Source organism: Agrobacterium sp. B1(2019), from assembly GCF_008274755.1.
Classification (GTDB): domain Bacteria; phylum Pseudomonadota; class Alphaproteobacteria; order Rhizobiales; family Rhizobiaceae; genus Agrobacterium; species Agrobacterium salinitolerans.
The window spans coordinates 2,445,289-2,466,774 of sequence record NZ_VTPB01000001.1 but is presented as its reverse complement, the minus strand read 5'-3'; the positions used below and the strand labels follow the sequence as shown (position 1 = coordinate 2,466,774).

The following is a 21,486-nucleotide window of genomic DNA, read 5'->3' as shown; positions in this document are numbered from 1 at the left end:
GGGGGGCTTGCCTGTGTCAGTGCCCGGTTTTGCGCGCCGCAGTCTTTTCCATGGCGGAAAAGACTGCGTGAATCAGGATCGCCAGCGCCGCAACGATCAGCCCGCCCTGAAGAATGAAGGCGAGATTGTTGGATTGCAGGCCGGCAATGATCACTTCGCCGAGGGTGCGCGCCGCGACTGTCGAGCCGATGGTCGCGGTCGAAAGGCTGATGACCGCCGAAAGCCGGATGCCGGCGAGAATGGCTGGAAGGGCAAGGGGCAACTCCACTTTGACAAGGCGTTGCCAGCCGGTCATGCCGCTTCCTCTCGCGGCGTCCATCACCGCGGCGGGCAGGGTCGTAAGACCCGTCAGCGAATTTTCGAATACCGGCAAAAGCGCGTAGAGAAACAGGGCAATGAGCGTTGGTTTTTCGCCAAAACCGATCAGCGGCACGGCCAGCGCCAGCACCGCCACGGGCGGAAAGGTCTGGCCGATATTGACGATGCTGCGCGACAGCGGCAGGAAATCCGCCCCGAAAGGCCGGGTGACGAGGACCGCAAGGGCCCCCGCCGTGAGCGTGGCCAGGCCCGTGGCAATCGCCACGATAGTTAGATGCGACAGGGTGAGGGAAAGCAGATTGGCCTGCGTGTAGATTGCGGGTGCATTGGCCTGCACGAGAGGGCGGAACACCGGTGCGAAGACCTGCGGCGCTGCCAGAAAGATGATCAGCACCAGTAGCAGTAGCCCGAGAGCAAAGAAGGACAATGCGTTTTTCATAGGGCTCCGGCGGCGCGCTGGAGGAGAACGTCACGCCGCACCCGGCCGGCGGGTTGCCCATCGTCCCTGACGACTGGCAAGGCATCGCAGCCCGCCCATAACATCGCCGACAGGGCGTCGCGCTGGCTTGTATGTTCGGTGAGCGGTTCGCCCTTAGCATTTCCCGGCTCCACGACATCGGCAACGGAGAGAACGGACAGCAGTTTCAGCGCCCGTTCGTTTTCGCCGATCATGGTCCGCACGAAATCCGTCGCCGGTTTCAGCACCAGTTCGGCCGGGGGGCAGTCTTGGACGATACGGCCTTTGTCCATCACGGCGATACGATCCGCCAAATGAAAAGCCTCGTCCATATCGTGTGTGACGAGAACGACGGTCACGCCGAGCTTTTTCTGGATATCGAGAAGATCGTTCTGGGCCTTGGCGCGGATCACCGGGTCAAGTGCGCCGAAGGGTTCGTCCATCAGGAGAATGTTCGGCTCGGCGGCCAGCGCACGCGCTACGCCGACACGCTGCTGCTGACCGCCTGAGAGTTCATGCGGGAAACGGTCGGCATAAAGCGCGGGATCAAGCTGGAAGAGATACATCAGCGCGTCGATCTTCGCATCGATCCGCTTGCGATCCCAGCCGATCAACTGCGGAACGGTCGCAATATTTTCGGCCACCGTCCGGTGCGGAAAAAGGCCATGGCCCTGAATGGCGTAGCCGATCTGGCGGCGCAGCTTAAAGCCGGGTATGGCGCTGACATCCTCACCGTCGATACGGATCGTGCCGGAGGTGGGCTCCACCAGCCGGTTTATCATGCGCAGCAGGGTGGTTTTTCCCGAGCCGGAGGTGCCGACGATGACGGTGACGGTGCGCGGCGCGACAGTCAACGATACCTGATCCACGACGGCTGCATCGCCATATCGTTTCGTGATGGTGTCGATTTCGATCATGCCTTTTGCCTTCCGCCTGCGCTGAAGAGATTGCTGTCGATGAGGGCGTCGAGTGTTATTGCTGCGGCAAAGCCGAGAAGGACGGTCGGTACGGTGCCGAGCAGCACGAGGTCCATCGCTGTCTGCCCGATGCCCTGAAATACGAAAACCCCAAAACCGCCGCCGCCGATCAGGGCGGCGATCGTCGCCAGGCCGATATTCTGCACCAGTACGATGCGGATGCCGGTGAGGATGACCGGCATGGCCAGCGGAAATTCCACCTGCAGCAGCCGTTGCACCGGCGTCATACCAAGCCCGCGCGCCGCTTCCCGGACCGCCTGCGAAACGCCGGAAAGACCGACCACCGTGTTGGAAACGACCGGCAGCAGCGAATAGAGAAACAGCGCCACGAAGGCGGGCGCCATGCCGATGCCGGCAATACCGATCTTCGCCGCACCCGGCACAGTGGCAGCGATCCACCCCAGCGGGGCGATCAAAAGGCCGAAAAGGGCGATGGAAGGGATGGTCTGGACGATATTGAGGCCATTCAGTACACCCGCGCGCAACCACTCGACCCTGTAACAGAGTATCCCCAGGGGAATACCCACTACGGTCGCCGCGATCAGCGAGCCTATGGCAAGTTCCACGTGCCGCAAAGCCTCGGTCCAGAACGTATCGGCCCGGCCGGTATATTCCTTGATGATGGAGAGGTCGTTCCAGAGGCCGCTTGTCAGCACGGCCGCGAGTGCGGCAATGGCCGCCAGCAGCAACAAAATTCGGGCAGCGGGCTTCGGTTCAAGACGCGCAATACAATCCGTAGCGAGCAGAGCCAGACCGGCAAACATCAACCAGAAGCCGCTGGCGGGTGAAACACGGGCAAAACTGTTACCCTCTGGCGTGAGAAAAGATGCTGCCTGCCCGATGAAAACCGCCAGTGCCGCAAGACCGACCAGCGCGACTGCGAGTTTCAATCGCGTGGGAAAGCGGAAAAAGGCGATGAAGACTGAAACAAGAACGATGGTGACGAGAAGAGTTGCAGCTGAACCCGGAAGCGCTTCGAAGACCGTGCGTGTCTCGCCCTGAACGATCCGGTTGGCACGCAATGTCATGAAAGGCAACGCAAAAAGCGCATAAAGAAGCAGGGACGAAATCACCACGCCAACTTTGTCAGGCCACTTCGTCAAATCCTGCTCCCTGCCTTTTGTCTCGCCTACTCTGGATTCGGACCGGATCATGGGAACGTACCGGCTTCCGCAACCCGCTCCCGCGTCGCGAGCGGTTACTTGACGAAACCGTTCTTTGTCAGGAAGTCCAGCGCCACGGTCTTGGCCTGTTCACCGCCCACCTGCACGCGGGCGTTCAAATCCTGCAGCGTCGCCAGGTCGAGCTTTTCGAACACTGGTTTCAGCAGCTCTTCGATATTCGGGTGCTTTTTCAAAACCTCTTCGCGAATGATCGGCGCTGGCTGATAGACCGGCTGCACATGTTTGTCGTCCTCCAGCACCACGAGACCTGAAGGCGCGATGCCGCCATCCGTGCCATAGACCATGGCGGCATTGGCGTTGTTCGTCTGGTTGGCGGCGGCGGCGATCGTGGCCGCAGTGTCGCCGCCGGAAAGCGTGATCAACTGGTCAGACTTCATGGTGAAGCCATAGGTGCTCTGAAATGCAGGCAGCGCAGCGGCGGAATTGACGAATTCGGAAGAAGCGGCAAGAACCACCTCGCCACCATCGGCAACATATTTGCCGAAGTCGGAAAGCGTCTTGAGATTGTTCTTGTCGGCGACATCCTTGCGCAGCGCAATAGCCCAGGTGTTGTTGGCCGGCGATGGTGTCAGCCAGACGATCTTGTTGGCGTCGAAGTCGAGTGTTTTTGCTTCTTCATAGGCCTTGGCTGCATCTTTCCAGAGCGGATCGTCCGCCTTGGAGAAAAAGAAGGCGGCGTTGCCGGTATATTCCGGATAGATGTCGATCTCGCCGGCTGTGATCGCTTTTCGCACAACCGGCGTCGCGCCGAGCTGGATGCGATCCGTCGTTTCGATCTTGTTCTGATTGAGGACGGCGAGGATGATGTTTCCGAGAACACCGCCTTCCGTGTCGATCTTAGACGACACGACCACCTGCGCCTGCGCGATGGAAACAGAAAGGGCAAGCGCAAGTCCGGCGCCCGTCAACGTCATCAAGCGGTTCATGAATGTTCCTCCGGTGGGTCAGTCTGCGAACAGGCGAAAGATCGCCGCCGCAATTGCGGCCCAACATAAACAGCCGGACGGAAAAATGGTTGCATGCCATCTGCTTTTTTTTGCGTCGATGGCTCCGGCTGGACGCCGATAGTCAGGTTTCGCCGTCACGCTTGCGCGCATCCCTGCCCATGACGAGCGGCATGAGAACGGACAGAAACAAGAGCCTGATGACGTGATGGGAACCGACATAGGCGGTATCGGCATGCATCATCACCGCCATCGCCGCCATGGTTTCCAGACCGCCCGGCGAATAGGCGATCATGACGGCATTGAGAGGAACGCCGGTCACACCGGAAATCATCCAGGCAATGCTGCCAGCTATAACCATCACGGCGATGGTGACGACGAAGCCCGCCAGAAAGCCTTTCCGCACGTCCATCAATGAGACATTCGAAAAGCGCGTGCCGATCAGGCAGCCGATAAGCACATAGACGGGCAGGCTGAGCCAGGTGGGAACACCGCCTTCGGTAAGGCCGGTAATGTGGGTGCCGATGGAAATGGCGACACCTCCAAGCAGCAGGGCGGCCGGAAACTTCCAGCGCAGGAAGAGCCAGCCGGTCAGAAGCGATGCACCGATGGTCAGCGCCAACGTAAAAAGGCCCATTGGCGGGTTGGCCACAAGCGGTTCCCTGCTGACAAGATCGAAATATTCGACGATCAGCGGCACGGAAAGCGTGAGCGCCAGCACCCGCACGCTTTGCACGATGCTGACGGTCGCAAGGTCGCTTTTCGTTTCGGCGCCGAGGCTGATGATATAGCTGAGATGACCGGGAGAGGCGCCTAGCATCGCTGTCGTCCGGTCGTAACCGAAGCCGTAATGCAGGATCCAGTAGGCTACATAGAGCATGATGACGACGGCGACGAGCACGACGACGAAGCTCAGGGGCCAGGTCTTTGCGGCGTCGATCACGGACGGCGTCACGCTCGTTCCCATCGAAATGCCGACGACGACGAAACAGGCGTTGCGGATGAAGGCGGGAATACCAAGCCTTACACCGGCCAGTCCCGTAATCGTCACGGCAAGCGCCGGGCCGGAAAGAAAAGGCGCTGGGATATCGATGAGACTGGCGAGCAGCGCACCAATGCTGCCGACGAGCGCGGTGAGCGCGAATGTATGGAGTTCAGGCTTGATGATCATTGCGACGCTGAGTGTTTGCTTGAAAAAGCTTGCGACCAAATGCGCCGCTTCCGTTCAAGACGTCAACACGCAGGACCAGAAATATTACATTTCTTGCTTATTTACATAAGAAAAGCCCGTGGCCTATCGGGCACGGGCTATGGCAATTCTCAATGGGACAATGGAATGATCAGGCAGCCGGAAGGGGAGCGACCTTCGGCATTTCCGTGTCCAGGCCCAGCAGGAAGTTGATCTGGGGCCGCGCCTTGACGAGATCATCGATTGAGTATTCCGCCAGAACGTCAAAAAAGGCATTAAGCGCCTTGCGAAGCGCCGAGTTGAGGCCGCAGCTATCTACAAGCGGACATTCCACCGCACCATCCTCAAAGCACTCGGCCATGGCGAAACTGTCTTCGGTCACCTTCACCACGTCGAACAGGCTGATCTTGTCGGCGGGTTTGCCAAGACGCACGCCGCCGTTGCGGCCGCGCACGGTCTCCACCAGACCTGCCTTGTTGAGCGGCTGCAGGATTTTGAACAGGAACAGCTCCGAAACACCATAGGCCCTGGCAATCTCGGGAATGCGGCTCAGATGGCCTTCATTGGCGGCGCAATACATCAACATGCGAACGGCATAGTTGGTCTGTTTGGTCAAGCGCATGCTGGTCTCCTAACTCTCAATGTGGAGTTATATAGTCTCTTTTTCAGTTTAGAACAATTCCAGAAACTGAAAAAACTGGTCCCCATCCGATATTTCTCGAACAGCCTTGTTGACCGTCCGGATGATTCATGAACAAACAAGTCAAGAATCTGAATGTAATGGAGGCGTTCATAATGGCAAGCTTGAAATCATACTTTTCCGCTGCCGTTTTTTCAGGGCTGACGATCCTTGTCGCCGCGCCCGTCGCTTTGGCAGAGGGGGAGGTTAACGTCTATTCCTATCGCCAGCCTGAATTGATCCAGCCGCTGCTCGATGCTTTCACGAAGGAAACCGGGATAGAGGCGAATGTGCTTTTTCTCGACAAGGGGCTGGTGGAACGCATTCAGGCCGAGGGCGTCAATTCACCTGCGGATGTGCTGTTGACGGTCGATATTGCCCGTCTCGTCGAGGCGAAGGAGGGCAAGGTTACCCAGCCGGTCCTCAACGATCCCGTCATCGAAAAGGATATCCCCGCCAATCTGCGCGATCCCGAGGGCGAATGGTTTGGGCTCACCACGCGAGGCCGGGTTGTCTATGCGTCGAAGGAAAGGGTGACCCAGAAGGACATTACCTATGAGGAGCTTGCCGATCCAAAATGGAAGGGCAAGATCTGCATTCGCGACGGCCAGCATTCCTATAATATCGCGCTGATCGCCTCGATGATCGCCCATCACGGCGTCGATTATACCCGTACATGGCTGACGGGCCTGAAGAATAATCTCGCTCGCAAGCCTGATGGAACCGACCGCAGCCAGGCGAAATCGATCTTTTCCGGTGAATGCGACATCGCGCTCGGCAACACCTATTATGTCGGCCTTATGTTGACCAATGATCGCGAGCCGGAAGAAAAGGAATGGGCCGGATCGGTGCGGGTGATCTTCCCCAACGCAGGCGATCGCGGCACACATGTGAATATTTCCGGCATGGCGCTGACGAAATACGCCCCCAACAAAGACAATGCGCTGAAGCTGATGGAATTCCTGGCTTCGCGCGAGGCGCAGGAAATTTACGCCAGGCAGGTCTTCGAATATCCGGTGCTGCCCGGCGCGGAGCCCTCCGATGTCGTGAAGGGCTTCGGCCCCATCAATCCGGACAAGCTGCCGCTGACGGACATAGCCGCCCATCGCAAGCAGGCGTCCGAACTGGTTGATGAAGTGGGTTTCAACGACGGCCCGACCAACTGATCTTCGCGACAACTGGATTGCAAAAAGCCCCGCGGTGAAAACACGGCGGGGCTTTTTAGGTTTGTCGACTTGCTTACTTCATTGTCGGCATGACGAATTCGGCACCCGACTTGATGCCCGACGGCCAGCGCGAGGTGATCGTCTTGGTCTTTGTCCAGAATTTGATCGAATCCGTCCCGTGCTGGTTGAGGTCGCCGAAGCTCGAAGCTTTCCAGCCGCCGAAGGAATGGTAAGCGAGCGGAACCGGGATCGGAACGTTGACGCCGATCATGCCGATATTGACGCGGCTTGCGAAGTCGCGGGCGGCATCGCCGTCGCGGGTGTAGATCGCGACACCGTTGCCATATTCATGCTTCATCGGCAGTTCCAGCGCGTCTTCGTAATTCTTGGCACGAACGACCGACAGAACCGGTCCGAAGATCTCCGTCTTGTAGATGTCCATGTCAGGGGTGACGTGGTCGAACAGGCAGCCGCCGACGAAATAGCCGTCTTCATAGCCCTGCAGCTTGAAGTCGCGGCCATCGACCAGGAGCTTCGCACCCTGTGCGACGCCGCTGTCGATCAGGCCTTTGACGCGCGTTTGCGCTTCCTTGGTGACGAGCGGACCCATATCGGCCTTGTCGTCGGTATAAGGGCCGATCTTCAACGCTTCGATCTGCGGGATGAGCTTTTCAACGAGGCGATTTGCCGTTTCTTCGCCGACTGGAACCGCAACGGAAACCGCCATGCAGCGCTCGCCGGCGGAACCGTAACCTGCGCCCATCAACGCGTTTACCGCCTGGTCGAGATCGGCATCCGGCATGATGATCATGTGGTTCTTCGCACCGCCGAAGCACTGCGCACGCTTGCCGTTCATGGCGGCCGTGCCATAGACATAGCGGGCGATCGGCGTCGAACCGACGAAGGAGACCGCGCCAATATCGGGATCGGTCAGTATGGCGTCGACGGCGCCCTTGTCACCGTTGACAACGTTCAGGATGCCGGCCGGAAGACCGGCTTCGATCATTAGTTCAGCAAGGCGGATCGGCAGCGACGGATCGCGCTCGGAAGGCTTGAGGATGAAGGCGTTGCCGCAGGCAATTGCCGGCGCGAACATCCACATCGGGATCATGCCGGGGAAGTTGAATGGGGTGATGCCCGCGCCGATACCGACCGGCTGACGGATCGAATACATGTCGATGGCCGGGCCTGCGCCTTCTGTGAATTCGCCCTTCTGCAGATGCGGAATGCCGCAGACGAATTCGCAGACTTCGAGACCGCGGATGATGTCGCCCTTGGAATCCTCGACGGTCTTGCCATGCTCGCTGGAAAGCAGCACCGCCAGCTCGTTCATGTCGCGGTTCAGAAGTTCGACAAATTTGAAGAAGACGCGGGCACGGCGCTGCGGGTTGGTAGCGGCCCACTTCGGCTGTGCCGCCTTGGCGCTTTCGACGGCGGCGCGCAGTTCGGCGTCGCTGGCAAGCGCAACGGTCGCCTGCACTTCGCCGGTCGCCGGGTTATAGACATTCGATGTGCGGCCGCTGGTGCCCGGCACATGCTTGCCGTTAATAAAATGACCGATTTCCTTCATGGGTGTTCCTCCAGAATATGATGGTGCAGCATTACCTTTCGATTTGCACAAATCAATCACCTGAAATAAGCATCCATTGTGCAAAAATGGACATAAGGAGGGCGCCGTGAACTGGGATGATGTGCGGTTGTTTCTGAGCGTCGCGCGAAGCGGCCAGTTTCTTTCGGCGGCCAGAAAGCTTGGCGTCAACCATTCCACCCTCAGCCGGCGCATTTCCGCACTGGAAGCGGCCATCGGCACACAGCTCTTCTTGAGAAGCACCAATGGCTGCGAGTTGACGGAAGAGGGCCAGCGGCTTCTTGCCGGAGCCGAGCGCATGGAGACCGAAATGCTGAATGCCCAGGCAAATCTCGGTCGTGTTGATACGGCTGTGGCGGGAACGGTGCGCATCGGCGCACCCGATGGCCTCGGCGTATCCTTCCTTGCGCCAAGGCTTGGCAGACTGACGGCCCGTTATCCTGACCTGAAAATTCAGCTCGTGCCGGTGCCGCGCTCCTTCTCCCTGTCGCAGCGCGAGGCCGATATCGCCATCACCATCGAGCGGCCGGAGCAGGGCAGACTGATGTTTTCGAAACTCACCGATTATTCGTTGGGCCTCTATGCCTCGGCGGATTATCTGGCCGACTACGGAACGCCTGCTGATGTCGAGGCGCTGAAACGCCACCGGCGGATCGGCTATGTGGAGGACCTGATCTTTTCGCCGTCGCTCAACTATACCGGCGAGATCATGCGCGACTGGGATGCCGCTTTTGAAATTTCCAGCGCCACCGGGCAAACCGAGGCCGTGCGGTCGGGGGCCGGTATCGGCATCCTGCATAATTATATCGCCGGGCAATATCCCGAGCTTCTGCGGATCATGCCCCATCTTACCATAAGCCGATCCTACTGGACGGCCTATCATGAATCCGCCCGACAACTTGTCCGGGTCCGAACGGTGGTCGATTTTCTCCAGGAACTCGTGGCCGAAGAGCGACGCATCTTCACCTGATATCGGCGTGCTAATATATTAGTACTATTAATTGCGTGGGGCCAGCCGTTCGGGGCTTGACAAAGGATGGCTGGTTGGACGACCAATGCAACCATTGGGAGATCGGAACTGACATGTCGACTATGATACGAAAGCTTTCGCCGACGGGCCTCGGCGTGGCCGTCATGCTGCTTGGAATGCTGCTATTCGCGTTGAACGACGCCATGGGAAAATGGCTCGTCTCTACCTATAGCCAGGGTCAGGTTATCCTCATCCGTAGCGCCGCAGCGCTTGTCATCCTTGTTCCCATCGTCTGGAGAGCCGGTCTTTCTGGCCTCGTGAAAATCGAGCGGCCCGGCCTTCAGGTGGCGCGTGTCTTCTTCTCCACCGCAGAGCTTTTCTGTTTCTATTTCGCGGTCGCGTCTCTTCCGCTGGCCGACGTCATGACCTATTGGCTCGCGGCTCCGATTTACGTGGCGGCGCTCTCGCCGTTTCTGCTCGGAGAAAAGGTCGGCTGGCGTCGCTGGACGGCAATCGCCATCGGTTTTGTCGGTGTTCTCATCGCGCTCAAACCCAGCTCGGCAAGCCTCACTTCCGCTGCGCTCTTTTCCATACTCGGCAGTGCCGCCTTCGCCTTCATGATGTTGTCCGGCCGCCAGCTGCGCAATACGCCGGATACGGTGCTCGCCTTCTGGCAGATCATTGGTGCGGCACTTGCGGGCGTTGTCGCGGTGTTCCTCACGCCATCGGGCTGGCTGCCGGTTCAGTCCAGTTTCGATCTGGCCTTCCTCGGCCTGCTCGGCGTCGTCGCCATGGCGGCGCATGTGCTGGTCAACCGGGCGCTTAAACTTGCCGATGCCGCCACCGTCGCGCCGCTGCAATATACTCTGCTGCTCTGGGCGGTGATTTTCGGCTGGCTGTTCTTCGGTGATGTGCCGCAGACGAGTATCGTCGTCGGCGCGGGCCTGATCGTTCTTTCTGGTCTTTACATCTTCTTTCGTGAAAATACGCTCAAGCGCCGCCTTGAAACCGCCGAAAGACTGGCTGCGGAGCAGGTTTGATCTTTGGTCACAATCACGGGACTTGACGAAGGCGTGATCTTCAGGAAGTAAGAAGGGGTCCTGCGATGATTTGTCTCGCATGGGCAGAGGAAACAAAGGTGCCGGGCCCCTCTGGCGAGAGTTTTACGGCGCTCTCGTGATGTCGGTACCGCCTGCAAAATTGGCCGGCGGATTAAAAACTATGAAAAACCTGAATGTGCTTCGCGCGCGTGCTTTCTGCGTGCGGCCTGATGCCCCGCGTCCGTCCGCAAACGCCCTCGTTTTGGGAGGTGACCGGACATGAGCGCCACCCAGAAAAAAACGCTTTCCTACTTCAAATGGGCTTTTATCGTCACCGTGGTCGGTTTGATCCTCGGCGGTTATCTCGGTTGGGAAATGACCGGAACGGTGGGCGGCACGGCGACCATCTTCTTCATCTGCGTCGTTCTGGCGGTGCTGGAAATTTCGCTCTCCTTCGACAACGCCATCGTCAACGCCAACAAGCTCAAGGATATGACGCCGGTCTGGCAGCACCGCTTCCTGACCTGGGGTATCCTGATTGCCGTTTTCGGCATGCGTATCGTCTTCCCGCTGCTGATTGTCGTCGTTGCCGCCAATGTCGGCCCGTGGACGGCAATCGTAATGGCGGCCACGCAGCCGGAACGTTACGCGGAAATCATGCGGGACGCCCATCTGCCGATTGCGGCTTTCGGCGGCACCTTCCTGATGATGGTCGGCCTCAACTTCTTCTTCGACCATGAAAAGGATGTGCACTGGGTACGCTGGATCGAGGAAAAGGCTGCAATCTATTCCTCCGTCAAAGGCATCGAGATTGCCTTCGTGCTGGTCGTCATGCTGATCTTTTCCCGCATCATCGGCGCAAGCGACAATCCGGAACTTGGTCCGGTCGCGGCCAACACCTTCTTCCATTCGGCGATCTGGGGCCTTTTGACCTTCCTGCTGGTGGAAGTTGTCGGCGGCATTCTCGACCGCAGCCAGGAAATGCTGGAAGGTGCTGCTAAAGGCGGCTTCGGTGCGTTTCTTTATCTCGAAGTGCTGGATGCCAGCTTCTCCTTCGACGGCGTTATCGGCGCTTTCGCGCTGACGCAGAACCTCTTCATCATCGCCATCGGCCTCGGCATCGGCGCCATGTATGTGCGTTCGATGACCATCATGCTGGTCGAGAAGGGAACCCTGGCCGAATATCGCTATCTGGAGCACGGCGCCTTTTATGCGATCCTCATCCTGTCCGTCATCATGTACGTGCAGACCATGGTGCATATTCCGGAGGTCATCACGGGCCTTGGCGGCGCGGGCCTGATCGGTATCTCGCTCTGGTCGTCGATCCGCTATAACCGGCGACAGAATGCCGATGCGGTCGATGCCGCGCGCGGCGCGGAGATCTGATCTGCGTATCCTTGCCTTCCGCTGTCGCGGCGGAAGGCGGTTTTTAAGCATTGAGTTATTTTTGCCTATTTTTATTGCTGTTTATCCTTTGCGAAAAAATTCGCCACAAGATGAATTTTTTCCTTAAGTTACTGTTTTTACGAGTATTTGTGCGGCGCATCAAAACTGGCACGCTTCCTGCATATCATTCTGCAAGTCCAGAGGGGACATCATGGCCCGAAAACGGGTCAACAAATACCGCCGCGCCGCGCGATCTTCTGATCTGCGCCGTGCGGCGGTTCTGTTTGTGCGGGATGGTTCTTGAGTTTTCCGTTCTCTTGAATGAAAAAGGTAAGAAAACGACTGGAGGGGCAAGGTTTGCCTGCACAATTGTCGCCCTCGGAGGCGCTTGGCCTCTGGCATCGTGTGTCCACGACGCAGGTCATTGACGATCAGCCGGATTTGACCTTGCGTCAAACCGCCATCCTGCTGCAGATTTATCTCGTCACGCCACCACACACCGTCAGGGGTCTTGCGGCAACGCTGGGAGTCACCAAACCGGTCATTACCCGCGCCCTCGACAGCCTCGGCGCTCTCGGGCTCGTCGATCGGGTTCGGGATGAGCGGGACAAGCGCAATGTCGTGATAAAACGTACGGTGGCTGGTGCGCTTTATCTGGAAAAATTCGGCGATATGATTATTGATCAGGCGCGCAAGATCTAACCCCTGGATGTGAACCCATGATGCTCGACCGTCGCCTGAATGTCTTCCGCTCCGATCTCGCCGATGAAAAGTTGCAGGGCGTGGTGCAGGCCGAACGTTTTGTCAGCGGCTCGCCTGCCCAGATCGCGGTGCCGGTTATTGGCCTGCGGCCGACGCCGGACCTTGCCGTCGGCATCGATACCGAGCTGCTGTCTGGCGAAACCATCCGTGTTTTCGACCGGGCGAACGGCTGGGCATGGGTGCAGGCGGATGCAGATGGTTATGCCGGCTATGTGCCGGAAACGGCGATTGGCGATGTCGTTGTCGCCACCCATCGGGTGACTGCGCCGCGCACTTTTCTCTATCCAGCTGCTGAGTTGCGCAAACCGCCGGTCGCAGCACTGTCCATGGGTAGCCTGATCCAGATTGTAGGCGAGGCGGAGACACGCGGTACCCGTTACCTGCTGACCGAAAAAGGCGAAGGCATCATCGCCGCCCATTGCCAGGCCGTCGACGCGGCGCTTTACGAAGATTATGTGGCGGTGGCGCTGCGCTTTATCGAAACGCCCTATCTCTGGGGCGGCCGCTCCGGCTTCGGTATCGATTGTTCCGGCCTCGTGCAGCTTTCCATGGCCATGACGGGCCGGCGGGTTCTGCGCGATACCGACATGCAGGTGAAGTCGCTCGGCGTGGAAATCGAGCGTGATGAATTGCGCCGCGGCGATCTCGTTTTCTGGAAGGGCCATGTTGGCCTCATGGAAAACGAGGAAACGCTGCTGCATGCCAATGGCCATACGATGAATGTCGCACGGGAAAACCTCGACGCGGCCATCGAGCGCATCGGCTGGCTTTATGAAAAGCCGACGGCTTTCCGTCGCCTGGAAGGCTGAGACAGCGGCTTTCACGAAATTGTTCCCGTGCAGCCCTTTGTGCGAGAGCCCCCGACAGCCTACATCGGGTGGATGATGGTTCTGGACGGGCACCGATGAAGACAAGAACGGCGACACGGTTGGCAGCGATCCTCGCGGTGGCTTTGCTGAGCGCGTCTGCGCAGGCGCAGACTGTTTTCCAGAACGGTTTTGCCCCCGCGCCGGATGCCTATGCGAACCTGCCCGGCGTCAAGGATCCGCGCACGCTGCAGCCAAAGGTCCGTTACAACTGCCATAGCGCATTGGGTGTGACCGGTTATTCCCGAGGTCCCTACCGGGATGTTTTCGGCAGCCGTGGGCTTCCCGTTCAGGGGTATCGCTGTACCGACGAAAACGGCATTTCCAGTTTCGGCGGCAGAAATCCGGTCTCCAAGGACTGGTATCCCGGCATAAACCCCGTCGACCCGACCTTCTGAAGCCGCATGGTTTGAACACCGGACCGAAAACCCCTTTGCGGTCTTCGGAAAATCGATGCGTGAGCTGTGGCGGCAGGCATTTGCCTGGCGCGTGCTCTGGACTTGTTGTCGCTTTTTCAGATAAATCTTCCGCATGACAGGTTGATACCTGCCGGGGTGCGGAGTGACATCGGCTATTCTGACCTTTGGCCGATATTGGGGAATGCGAGTATGACGAAGACCGATATAGCCACGCGTGTCCATAATCATACCTGGAAACTCGACCCTATCGTGCGCAGCCTGATCGATACGGATTTCTACAAGCTGTTGATGTTGCAGATGATCTGGAAACTCTATCCGGAAGTCGACGCAACGTTCTCCCTGATCAACCGCACGAAGACGGTGCGACTGGCGGAAGAGATCGACGAGATGGAGCTGCGCGAACAGCTCGATCATGCGCGCACCCTTCGTCTTTCCAAGAAGGAAAACATCTGGCTTGCGGGTAACACGTTTTACGGCCGCTCGCAGATTTTCGAGCCGGAATTCCTCTCCTGGCTGTCCAGCTATCAATTGCCGGAATACGAGCTTTTCAAGCGCGATGGTCAATATGAGCTGAACTTCCACGGACGCTGGATGGATACGACGCTCTGGGAAATCCCGGCGCTCGCCATCATCAACGAGTTGCGCTCGCGCAGCGCCATGCGTTCGCTCGGTTATTTCACGCTCGATGTGCTCTATGCCCGCGCCAAGGCCAAGATGTGGGAGAAGGTCGAGCGGCTGCGGGAACTGCCGGGCCTGCGCATTTCCGATTTCGGTACCCGCCGCCGCCACAGTTTCCTTTGGCAGCGCTGGTGCGTGGAAGCGCTGAAGGAAGGCATCGGTCCTGCCTTTACCGGTACGAGCAATGTCCTGCTCGCCATGGATTCCGATCTCGAAGCTGTGGGCACGAACGCGCATGAACTGCCGATGGTGGTCGCGGCGCTGGCGCAAACGAATGAGGAACTGGCCGCAGCTCCCTATCAGGTCCTGAAGGACTGGAACCGGCTTTATGGCGGCAACCTGCTGATCGTGCTGCCTGACGCCTTCGGAACCGCCGCGTTCCTTCGCAATGCGCCGGAATGGGTGGCAGACTGGACGGGTTTCCGCCCTGACAGCGCGCCGCCGATCGAAGGCGGGGAAAAGATCATCGAGTGGTGGCAGAAGATGGGCCGTGACCCGCGCAAGAAGATGCTGATCTTCTCCGATGGTCTCGATGTCGACGCCATCATCGACACCTACAGGCACTTTGAAGGGCGGGTTCGCATGAGCTTTGGCTGGGGCACCAATCTGACGAATGATTTTGCCGGCTGCGCGCCAAAAACCATCGCCAGCCTCAAGCCGATCTCCATCGTCTGCAAGGTGAGTGACGCCAATGGCCGGCCGGCCGTGAAACTCTCGGACAATCCACAGAAGGCGACGGGCGATCCGGCCGAAGTGGAGCGTTACCTGAAGTTCTTTGGTGAAGAGGACCACAAGGAACAGAAAGTTCTGGTTTAAAGCTTTTCCAGGAAACTTGGAGCCCGGTTTTCCATCCGGAATGCTCCGAATTGAGAACGGGCGCCCCGTTGAGGAAGCGCCCGTGGAAGCCTGCACCTATCAGCAGATTACTTCGCGAACTGGTGTGCGATGTAATGGAAGAGTGCGCGGATGCCCTGCGCCTCCCCACCGATCGATGAATGATGCCTCTCGCTCAGAGACCAGCCGTAAATATCGAAATGCGCCCAGCGCCTGGTATTGGTGACGAAACGCTTCAGGAACAGGGCGGCGGTGATCGATCCGCCCATGCCGCCCGAAGGCGCGTTGGTGATATCGGCTGCGCGTGAGCGTATATCCTTATCGTAGCCCATGTAGAGCGGCATGCGCCACAACGGATCGTCCGTATCGATGCTGGCTTCCGCGATGTCATGCGCCAGATCCTCATCATCGGTGTAGAAGGGCGGCAGATCCGGGCCGAGCGCGACACGCGCCGCGCCGGTCAGCGTCGCCATGTCGATCATCAGGTCCGGCGCATCTTCGTCCGCATAGGCTAGCGCATCCGCCAGAACGAGACGGCCTTCCGCATCGGTATTGTCGATCTGCACCGTCAGCCCCTTGCGGCTGCGGTAGATATCGCCGGGGCGGAAGGCATTGGCGGAGATGGAGTTTTCGACGGCGGGAACGAGCACGCGAAGATCGACCGGCAGCTTCGCATCCATGATCATCAGCGCAAGGCCGAGAACATTGGCCGCACCTCCCATATCCTTCTTCATCAGCGCCATGGAGGCGGCAGGTTTGATATCGAGGCCGCCTGTATCGAAGCAGACGCCCTTGCCGACAAGGGTGAGGCGCGGATTTCCCTTCTTGCCCCAATTCATCTCCAGAAGCCGCGGCGCGCTTTCGCTGGCCCGGCCGACCGCATGGATCAGGGGTAAGTTTTCCTTGAGCAAATCATCGCCGGTGGTGACCTTCACCTTTGCCTTGTAATGGGCGGCAAGCGCGCGGAAGGCAATCTCAAGCTCATCCGGTCCCATATCGTTGGCCGGAACATTGATGAGGTCGCGCGCAAGGAAAACACCGGCCAGAACGCGCTTGATCTCGCCGTCCTCGGCATCTTGCGGAATGAGGAGCTTTGCCCCGTTCGTCTTGGTGGCCTTGTATTTGTCGAAACGATAGCTGCCGAGGCCGAAACCGAGAGCGAGGCGATTGGCCGTCAGTGGCGCGGTCTCGATGTGCCACTCACCTTCCGGCAGCTCACGGGCGAGTTTCCCGGTGATGAACGGGATTTCTGAGGGATTGCCGCCGAGGCCGAGAAGAACGCCGCCCAGCGAACCATCGGCGGAAGGAACGAGGAGGATGGCGCCCGTCTCCGCCTTGAACCCCGCCTTCTTCGCCCAGTCCAGAGCGACGGGATCGATGGCGCCCTGTTCGATATGGGCCGGCGTGACGGCGAAAACCGGCAATGTGCTGCCGGCCTTGGAGCTGAAAGGGGTCGGGCGTTCGATGAACTGATAGGGCGCCATTATATGCTTCCGTAAATGTCGAGAATCGGTGCGATTAACGCTCTGTTAGGGTTAACAGATTATTGCTTAAGCGAAAGTTGCGTCATGTGAGTCTGTCGTGTGTCGGGCGCAAGATCGATCATTCTTGGGCGGGGGCGCTGCCATGACTGCATTTTCTTTGGGCGATACAGGTCGGACAGGGTTGCTGCGGGGAGCATGTCTTGCCGCATTGGTTCTTGCGGTTTCAGGATGCGCGGGCACCAACAAGCCCGATCGCATGTCCACCGGCTCCATTCCCGCCGCCACACGGTCCTATGATCACATGAACATGGAGCAGCTTCGGCAGGCGGAGGAGAGCGCCGGCAAAGCTTATGAACGCAGCCCCAAGGACAAATCGGTCGGCATGAATTATGCCAGCGTGCTGATGATGACCGGCAAGAACACACAGGCTCTCGCCGTCATGCAGCAGATCGCCATCGCCAATCCGGCCGACCGCGATGTCCTTGCCGCCTATGGCAAATCGCAGGCCGCCGCCGGCCAGCTGGAACAGGCGCTTTCGACCATCCAGCGAGCACAGACGCCGGACCGGCCCGACTGGCGGCTGTATTCCGCCGAGGGCGCCGTGCTTGATCAGCTTGGGCGCTCGAACGAGGCGCGTTCCCGCTACAGGCAGGCGCTTGACCTGAAGCCGAACGACCCGAGCGTGTTGTCTAACCTCGGCATGTCCTATGTCCTGTCGAGCGATCCGCGTACGGCCGAAACATATCTGCAATCCGCCATCGCCCAGCCGGGCGCCGATAGCCGCGTTCGCCAGAACCTTGCGCTCGTGGTCGGCCTACAGGGCCGCTTTGCCGAAGCCGAGCGCATCGCGGTTCAGGAACTCTCGCCACAACAGGCGCAGGCAAACCTCACCTATCTGCGCGCAATGCTTTCGCAGCAGAACTCCTGGCAGCAACTGGCGAAAAAGGACGGTAAACCGGCCGGCTGATACGCTTTTGCAGGTATAGAAGGGTTGCGCCCTTATAGAATGATTTCCGGTTTCGCTCCTGCGCGTTTCCATCGTCAGAATGTGTCGGCGACACGAATGCCGGCAGGCCCGAGAATGACGGCGATCAGAACCGGCAGGAAGAATACTATCATTGGTACAGTCAGTTTGGGCGGCAGCGCTGCGGCCTTTTTCTCGGCTTCATTCATTCGCTCGTCCCGGCCTTCCTGCGCGAGAACGCGCAGGGCCTGGGCGAGCGGGGTGCCGTACCGCTCCGCCTGGATAAGGGCCTGCACCACGCTTTTGACACCGTCCAGTTGTGTGCGCATACCAAAATTCTCAAGCGCGACACGCCTGTCCTGAAGGAAGGACAATTCCGCTGTCGTCAGAATCATTTCTTCTGCAAGTTCAGGTGACTGCTCGCCCATCTCTTCCGCTACGCGGCGCATGGCGGCTTCCATCGATACACCGGATTCGATGCAGATCAGCATCAGGTCAAGCGCATCCGGCCATGCCCGTTTGATCGAGGCCTGTCGCTTGGTCATGCGGTTCGAAACATAGATATTGGGGGCGTAAAAGCCGACATAGCCGAAAAGAAGCACCGCCATCAGTCGAATGACAAAAGCCTGATCAGCCAGGTTTCCGAGAATAAAAACCCAGGTGAATGCCACGGCCAGGAAAATGAACGGGAAGATGAACCGGGCGGTGAGAAACGTATTAAGCGCATTTTGCGAACGAAAACCGGCTGCACGCAGCTTGTTCATTGTGTTCTTGTCGGCAAGTGCTTCCCGGAGGTTGAATTTTTCGACAATTCGACGTGCGGACTTATTGTTGTTGCCACGCAGGGAGGTCTTACCGTCTCTGGTTGCTGTCGCCAGTCGCTCGCGCTCGCGGCTGCGAATGAGTTCTCGCTCCGACGATACGGCTTTCATGCGCTTGGCAAAGTCTTTTCGCTCGAAGAAAGGCGTAATGAGCGTATAAAGAGTGGCGAAAACCGCCACTGTTACGAGAATCGCAATAATGGTCTGCGGATTCGTCAGGTCTGAAAGGAAATTCCTTGTCATTGATGACCCTCAAATATCGAAATTGATCATTTGACGCATGATGAAAATTCCTATGAGCATCCATAGTCCAGATGCACCCAGAATGATGTGCCCGCGCATATCCGTGAACAGGACTGAAAGATAGTCAGGTGACGTAAAGTGCACCATCAACATAACGATGAAAGGCAATGCGCCGATAATGACGGCAGACGCTTTTGCCTCCATGGATAGGGCGTTCACTTTTGCGCGCATTTTTTTTCGGTCGCGCAACACCTTTGAAAGGTTGGATAACGCCTCCGACAGATTGCCGCCTGCCTGTGCCTGGATATTGATGACAATGCTGAAGAAACTCACTTCGAAAAGCGGCATGGTCAGCATCATGCGCTCTATTCCTTGGGGAATCCCGATGCCAACCTGCTGCGCATCGACAACTCGCTGAAACTCTGTCTTTACCGGCTCCTGACCATCTGACGCGATCAGGCGTACCGCGTCGTTCAACGGCAAACCCGACTTGATCGAGCGGCACATGACATCAAGCGCATTGGGGAATTCCTCGAGGAATTTTTTCTGCCGGCGCTTGAGGAGAAACGCCAATACCCAGCGTGGCAATCCCAAGGCAGCAACGGCGGCGGCGAGGAGAGCTGTCGTTAACGACAGACCATAGATAAGTGCAATAAAAGCGGCGCAAGCTGCCGCGCCGAGGCTCAGAAGGTGAAACCGCCGAACGGAAATTACCAGCCCAGCCTGCACCAGTTTATCGCGCAGGCTGACATTCTTTGCTTTTTTCGCCTTTTCATTTTGTTTCTTCTCCATGTCCCGCAGGCTGTCCTGCATGGACTTGCGGCGCTTGCTGAGCTCCTGAACCCGATCGCGCGCAGCTTTGATATTTGCGTGATCCGTCTCTGCGGCCCGCACCCGCTTGAAACGACTGGTGGTCTTCTTTTCGACCTCTATCTGCTGGAAAAGAAACGCATAAGCGAGCGCTCCTGCCGAGATGGCGACGAGTACGGCCAGTAACACTATTGTCGGGTCCATGGCAGTCGCTTTCCCTTAGGATGTCTTTTCCATCTCATCGAGCGCAGCCGCCAGGCGTTTTTCTTCGCCATAATAGCGTGCACGATCCCAGAAGTTGGGCTTGCTGATACCGGTCGATACGTGTCTGCCGATCAGCCTGCCCTGCGCATCCTCGCCTTCGATCTCGTATCGCATCAGATCCTGGGTGACGATGACATCACCTTCCATGCCGATCACTTCCGTGATCTGCGTTATCCGGCGCGAGCCGTCGCGCAGACGCGCCGCCTGAATGACGACATCGATCGATCCCGAAATGATTTCGCGCACGGTCTTGGCGGGCAGGGTGAAGCCGCCCATGGCGATCATTGATTCGATACGGCTGAGGCACTCGCGTGGCGTATTGGCATGCAGCGTGCCCATCGAACCGTCGTGACCGGTGTTCATGGCCTGGAGAAGGTCGAAAACCTCCGGTCCGCGCACTTCGCCGACGATGATGCGTTCGGGCCGCATGCGAAGGCAGTTCTTGACGAGATCGCGCATGGTGATCTCGCCTTCTCCTTCGATATTCGGCGGCCGGGTTTCGAGCCTCACCACATGCGGCTGTTGAAGCTGCAGTTCGGCGGTGTCTTCGCAGGTGATGACGCGTTCATCCCTGTCGATGAAGCTCGTCAGGCAATTGAGAAGCGTGGTCTTGCCGGAGCCGGTGCCGCCCGAAATGACGACATTGCAGCGGACGCGACCGATGATCTTGAGCAATGTCGCGCCTTCCGGCGTGATCGCTCCGAAGCGCACCAGCTGGTCGAGTGTCAGCTTGTCCTTCTTGAATTTTCGGATCGTCAACGCCGGACCGTCGATGGCGAGCGGCGGCGCGATGACGTTGACACGCGATCCGTCCGGTAGGCGCGCGTCGCATATCGGGCTCGACTCATCCACCCGTCGGCCGACCTGGCTGACGATGCGCTGGCAGATGGAAAGCAACTGCGCATTGTCACGAAAACGAATATCGGATTCGATGGTTTTACCGCCGACTTCGATGAAGGTCTGGCCGGAACCGTTGACCATGATATCGGCGATATCATCGCGAGCGAGGAGTGGCTCCAGCGGCCCGTAACCAAGAACGTCATTGCAGATATCTTCGAGCAGCTCTTCCTGCTCGGCGATCGACATGGCGAAATTCTTGATCGTAATAATATCATTGACGATATCGCGAATTTCCTCGCGTGCGCTCTCCGCGTCGAGCTTGGCGAGTTGCGAAAGGTCGATCGTATCGATCAGTGCGGAAAATACCTGGCTCTTGGTATTGTAGTAATCTTCCGTGCGGGCGCGTTTTTTCTGTGCCGGCGGTACGTTTGCGGTCGCCTGACGCATTGCCGGCGATTGGCCGGGTTCAAGAGTGTCAATCGCAGCAGAACGAGGTTCAGGCGCCGTCACCGCCTGCATATGTACAGGTGCAACAGGTTCCGGCTTCGTGCTTCTGGCTGGGCCCTCAGGCCCGCGTTTTCCGAACATCGGCGTTTCCGTCTA

General features: G+C 58.4%; 20 protein-coding genes. 9 read left to right on the top strand and 11 right to left on the bottom strand.

Features of this window, described 5'->3' with window-relative positions; all coding sequences use genetic code 11:
- Nucleotides 1-16 precede the first annotated feature (16 nt).
- The 6 genes from AGR1_RS12395 to rirA all read right to left on the bottom strand — a co-directional run bounded on the left by AGR1_RS12395 (nucleotide 17) and on the right by rirA (nucleotide 5,691).
- A complete protein-coding gene (locus AGR1_RS12395; protein ID WP_149147025.1) occupies nucleotides 17-757 on the bottom strand; it encodes an ABC transporter permease in 741 nt (246 codons plus the stop codon).
- Complete coding sequence (locus AGR1_RS12390) at nucleotides 754-1,692, bottom strand: ABC transporter ATP-binding protein (RefSeq protein ID WP_080791734.1); 939 nt, start codon at nucleotides 1,690-1,692, stop codon at nucleotides 754-756. Before AGR1_RS12390 ends, AGR1_RS12395 begins: the two co-directional genes overlap by 4 nt.
- Nucleotides 1,689-2,855 carry an ABC transporter permease gene (locus tag AGR1_RS12385; RefSeq protein ID WP_162927457.1) on the bottom strand — a complete coding sequence of 389 codons (1,167 nt, stop codon included), beginning with the start codon at nucleotides 2,853-2,855 and terminating at the stop codon, nucleotides 1,689-1,691. Before AGR1_RS12385 ends, AGR1_RS12390 begins: the two co-directional genes overlap by 4 nt.
- A gap of 95 nt (nucleotides 2,856-2,950) precedes the next feature.
- Nucleotides 2,951-3,862 carry an ABC transporter substrate-binding protein gene (locus AGR1_RS12380; protein ID WP_149147024.1) on the bottom strand — a complete coding sequence of 304 codons (912 nt, stop codon included), beginning with the start codon at nucleotides 3,860-3,862 and terminating at the stop codon, nucleotides 2,951-2,953.
- Between the two features lie 142 nt (nucleotides 3,863-4,004).
- Nucleotides 4,005-5,051: an AbrB family transcriptional regulator gene (locus AGR1_RS12375; RefSeq protein WP_080793292.1), complete on the bottom strand. Its 1,047-nt coding sequence runs from the start codon at nucleotides 5,049-5,051 to the stop codon at nucleotides 4,005-4,007.
- Nucleotides 5,052-5,220: 169 nt separating this feature from the next.
- Nucleotides 5,221-5,691 (bottom strand): iron-responsive transcriptional regulator RirA, encoded by a 471-nt coding sequence (rirA, locus tag AGR1_RS12370; protein ID WP_080791722.1) that lies wholly within the window; start codon nucleotides 5,689-5,691, stop codon nucleotides 5,221-5,223.
- 173 nt (nucleotides 5,692-5,864) lie between these two features.
- Between rirA and AGR1_RS12365 the strand changes: the two genes are divergently transcribed.
- On the top strand, nucleotides 5,865-6,914 hold the full coding sequence (locus tag AGR1_RS12365) for a Fe(3+) ABC transporter substrate-binding protein (RefSeq protein WP_246669640.1): 1,050 nt from the start codon (nucleotides 5,865-5,867) through the stop codon (nucleotides 6,912-6,914).
- 73 nt (nucleotides 6,915-6,987) lie between these two features.
- On the opposite strand, the gene AGR1_RS12360 is transcribed toward AGR1_RS12365, so the two are convergent.
- Nucleotides 6,988-8,484 (bottom strand): CoA-acylating methylmalonate-semialdehyde dehydrogenase, encoded by a 1,497-nt coding sequence (locus AGR1_RS12360; protein ID WP_149147023.1) that lies wholly within the window; start codon nucleotides 8,482-8,484, stop codon nucleotides 6,988-6,990.
- A gap of 106 nt (nucleotides 8,485-8,590) precedes the next feature.
- Between AGR1_RS12360 and AGR1_RS12355 the strand changes: the two genes are divergently transcribed.
- The 7 genes from AGR1_RS12355 (at nucleotide 8,591) to pncB (ending at nucleotide 15,439) form a co-directional block, all read left to right on the top strand.
- Entirely contained in the window at nucleotides 8,591-9,472 is an 882-nt protein-coding gene (locus AGR1_RS12355; RefSeq protein ID WP_149147022.1) for a LysR family transcriptional regulator, read from the top strand.
- A 113-nt stretch (nucleotides 9,473-9,585) separates the two neighbouring features.
- Complete coding sequence (locus tag AGR1_RS12350; RefSeq protein ID WP_187772127.1) at nucleotides 9,586-10,512, top strand: DMT family transporter; 927 nt, start codon at nucleotides 9,586-9,588, stop codon at nucleotides 10,510-10,512.
- A gap of 279 nt (nucleotides 10,513-10,791) precedes the next feature.
- Nucleotides 10,792-11,898 (top strand): DUF475 domain-containing protein, encoded by a 1,107-nt coding sequence (locus AGR1_RS12345; RefSeq protein ID WP_080791707.1) that lies wholly within the window; start codon nucleotides 10,792-10,794, stop codon nucleotides 11,896-11,898.
- A gap of 357 nt (nucleotides 11,899-12,255) precedes the next feature.
- Complete coding sequence (locus tag AGR1_RS12340; protein WP_080791700.1) at nucleotides 12,256-12,600, top strand: MarR family winged helix-turn-helix transcriptional regulator; 345 nt, start codon at nucleotides 12,256-12,258, stop codon at nucleotides 12,598-12,600.
- 17 nt (nucleotides 12,601-12,617) lie between these two features.
- Nucleotides 12,618-13,469 carry an NlpC/P60 family protein gene (locus AGR1_RS12335; protein ID WP_149147021.1) on the top strand — a complete coding sequence of 284 codons (852 nt, stop codon included), beginning with the start codon at nucleotides 12,618-12,620 and terminating at the stop codon, nucleotides 13,467-13,469.
- 95 nt (nucleotides 13,470-13,564) lie between these two features.
- Nucleotides 13,565-13,924: a hypothetical protein gene (locus AGR1_RS12330; RefSeq protein ID WP_149147020.1), complete on the top strand. Its 360-nt coding sequence runs from the start codon at nucleotides 13,565-13,567 to the stop codon at nucleotides 13,922-13,924.
- 210 nt (nucleotides 13,925-14,134) lie between these two features.
- On the top strand, nucleotides 14,135-15,439 hold the full coding sequence (gene pncB / locus AGR1_RS12325; protein ID WP_003507389.1) for a nicotinate phosphoribosyltransferase: 1,305 nt from the start codon (nucleotides 14,135-14,137) through the stop codon (nucleotides 15,437-15,439).
- A 107-nt stretch (nucleotides 15,440-15,546) separates the two neighbouring features.
- On the opposite strand, the gene AGR1_RS12320 is transcribed toward pncB, so the two are convergent.
- A complete protein-coding gene (locus AGR1_RS12320; RefSeq protein ID WP_149147019.1) occupies nucleotides 15,547-16,941 on the bottom strand; it encodes a M17 family metallopeptidase in 1,395 nt (464 codons plus the stop codon).
- 256 nt (nucleotides 16,942-17,197) lie between these two features.
- Between AGR1_RS12320 and AGR1_RS12315 the strand changes: the two genes are divergently transcribed.
- The gene (locus AGR1_RS12315) at nucleotides 17,198-17,908 is read left to right on the top strand and encodes a tetratricopeptide repeat protein (protein ID WP_003524462.1); all 711 of its coding nucleotides are present in this window, start codon (nucleotides 17,198-17,200) and stop codon (nucleotides 17,906-17,908) included.
- Nucleotides 17,909-17,982: 74 nt separating this feature from the next.
- Here the strand turns inward: AGR1_RS12315 and AGR1_RS12310 are convergent, their stop codons facing one another.
- Genes AGR1_RS12310 through AGR1_RS12300 form a run of 3 tightly spaced genes read right to left on the bottom strand, consistent with a single transcriptional unit; the run spans nucleotide 17,983 to nucleotide 21,471 of the window.
- Nucleotides 17,983-18,969: a type II secretion system F family protein gene (locus tag AGR1_RS12310; RefSeq protein ID WP_149147018.1), complete on the bottom strand. Its 987-nt coding sequence runs from the start codon at nucleotides 18,967-18,969 to the stop codon at nucleotides 17,983-17,985.
- 9 nt (nucleotides 18,970-18,978) lie between these two features.
- Nucleotides 18,979-19,983 (bottom strand): type II secretion system F family protein, encoded by a 1,005-nt coding sequence (locus tag AGR1_RS12305; RefSeq protein ID WP_080791677.1) that lies wholly within the window; start codon nucleotides 19,981-19,983, stop codon nucleotides 18,979-18,981.
- Between the two features lie 15 nt (nucleotides 19,984-19,998).
- On the bottom strand, nucleotides 19,999-21,471 hold the full coding sequence (locus AGR1_RS12300) for a CpaF family protein (RefSeq protein WP_080791674.1): 1,473 nt from the start codon (nucleotides 21,469-21,471) through the stop codon (nucleotides 19,999-20,001).
- Nucleotides 21,472-21,486: the final 15 nt, after the last annotated feature.

Excerpts from the sequence above, each read along its gene's own strand:
- AGR1_RS12395 (WP_149147025.1), bottom strand. The coding sequence starts at position 757 with ATGAAAAACGCATTGTCCTTCTTTGCTCTCGGGCTACTGCTACTGGTG.
- AGR1_RS12390 (WP_080791734.1), bottom strand. The coding sequence starts at position 1,692 with ATGATCGAAATCGACACCATCACGAAACGATATGGCGATGCAGCCGTC.
- AGR1_RS12380 (WP_149147024.1), bottom strand. The coding sequence starts at position 3,862 with ATGAACCGCTTGATGACGTTGACGGGCGCCGGACTTGCGCTTGCCCTT.
- AGR1_RS12375 (WP_080793292.1), bottom strand. The coding sequence starts at position 5,051 with ATGATCATCAAGCCTGAACTCCATACATTCGCGCTCACCGCGCTCGTC.
- rirA (WP_080791722.1), bottom strand. The coding sequence starts at position 5,691 with ATGCGCTTGACCAAACAGACCAACTATGCCGTTCGCATGTTGATGTAT.
- AGR1_RS12365 (WP_246669640.1), top strand. The coding sequence starts at position 5,865 with ATGGCAAGCTTGAAATCATACTTTTCCGCTGCCGTTTTTTCAGGGCTG.
- AGR1_RS12360 (WP_149147023.1), bottom strand. The coding sequence starts at position 8,484 with ATGAAGGAAATCGGTCATTTTATTAACGGCAAGCATGTGCCGGGCACC.
- AGR1_RS12350 (WP_187772127.1), top strand. The coding sequence starts at position 9,586 with ATGTCGACTATGATACGAAAGCTTTCGCCGACGGGCCTCGGCGTGGCC.
- AGR1_RS12345 (WP_080791707.1), top strand. The coding sequence starts at position 10,792 with ATGAGCGCCACCCAGAAAAAAACGCTTTCCTACTTCAAATGGGCTTTT.
- AGR1_RS12335 (WP_149147021.1), top strand. The coding sequence starts at position 12,618 with ATGATGCTCGACCGTCGCCTGAATGTCTTCCGCTCCGATCTCGCCGAT.
- AGR1_RS12330 (WP_149147020.1), top strand. The coding sequence starts at position 13,565 with ATGAAGACAAGAACGGCGACACGGTTGGCAGCGATCCTCGCGGTGGCT.
- pncB (WP_003507389.1), top strand. The coding sequence starts at position 14,135 with ATGACGAAGACCGATATAGCCACGCGTGTCCATAATCATACCTGGAAA.
- AGR1_RS12320 (WP_149147019.1), bottom strand. The coding sequence starts at position 16,941 with ATGGCGCCCTATCAGTTCATCGAACGCCCGACCCCTTTCAGCTCCAAG.
- AGR1_RS12315 (WP_003524462.1), top strand. The coding sequence starts at position 17,198 with ATGTCCACCGGCTCCATTCCCGCCGCCACACGGTCCTATGATCACATG.
- AGR1_RS12310 (WP_149147018.1), bottom strand. The coding sequence starts at position 18,969 with ATGACAAGGAATTTCCTTTCAGACCTGACGAATCCGCAGACCATTATT.
- AGR1_RS12305 (WP_080791677.1), bottom strand. The coding sequence starts at position 19,983 with ATGGACCCGACAATAGTGTTACTGGCCGTACTCGTCGCCATCTCGGCA.
- AGR1_RS12300 (WP_080791674.1), bottom strand. The coding sequence starts at position 21,471 with ATGTTCGGAAAACGCGGGCCTGAGGGCCCAGCCAGAAGCACGAAGCCG.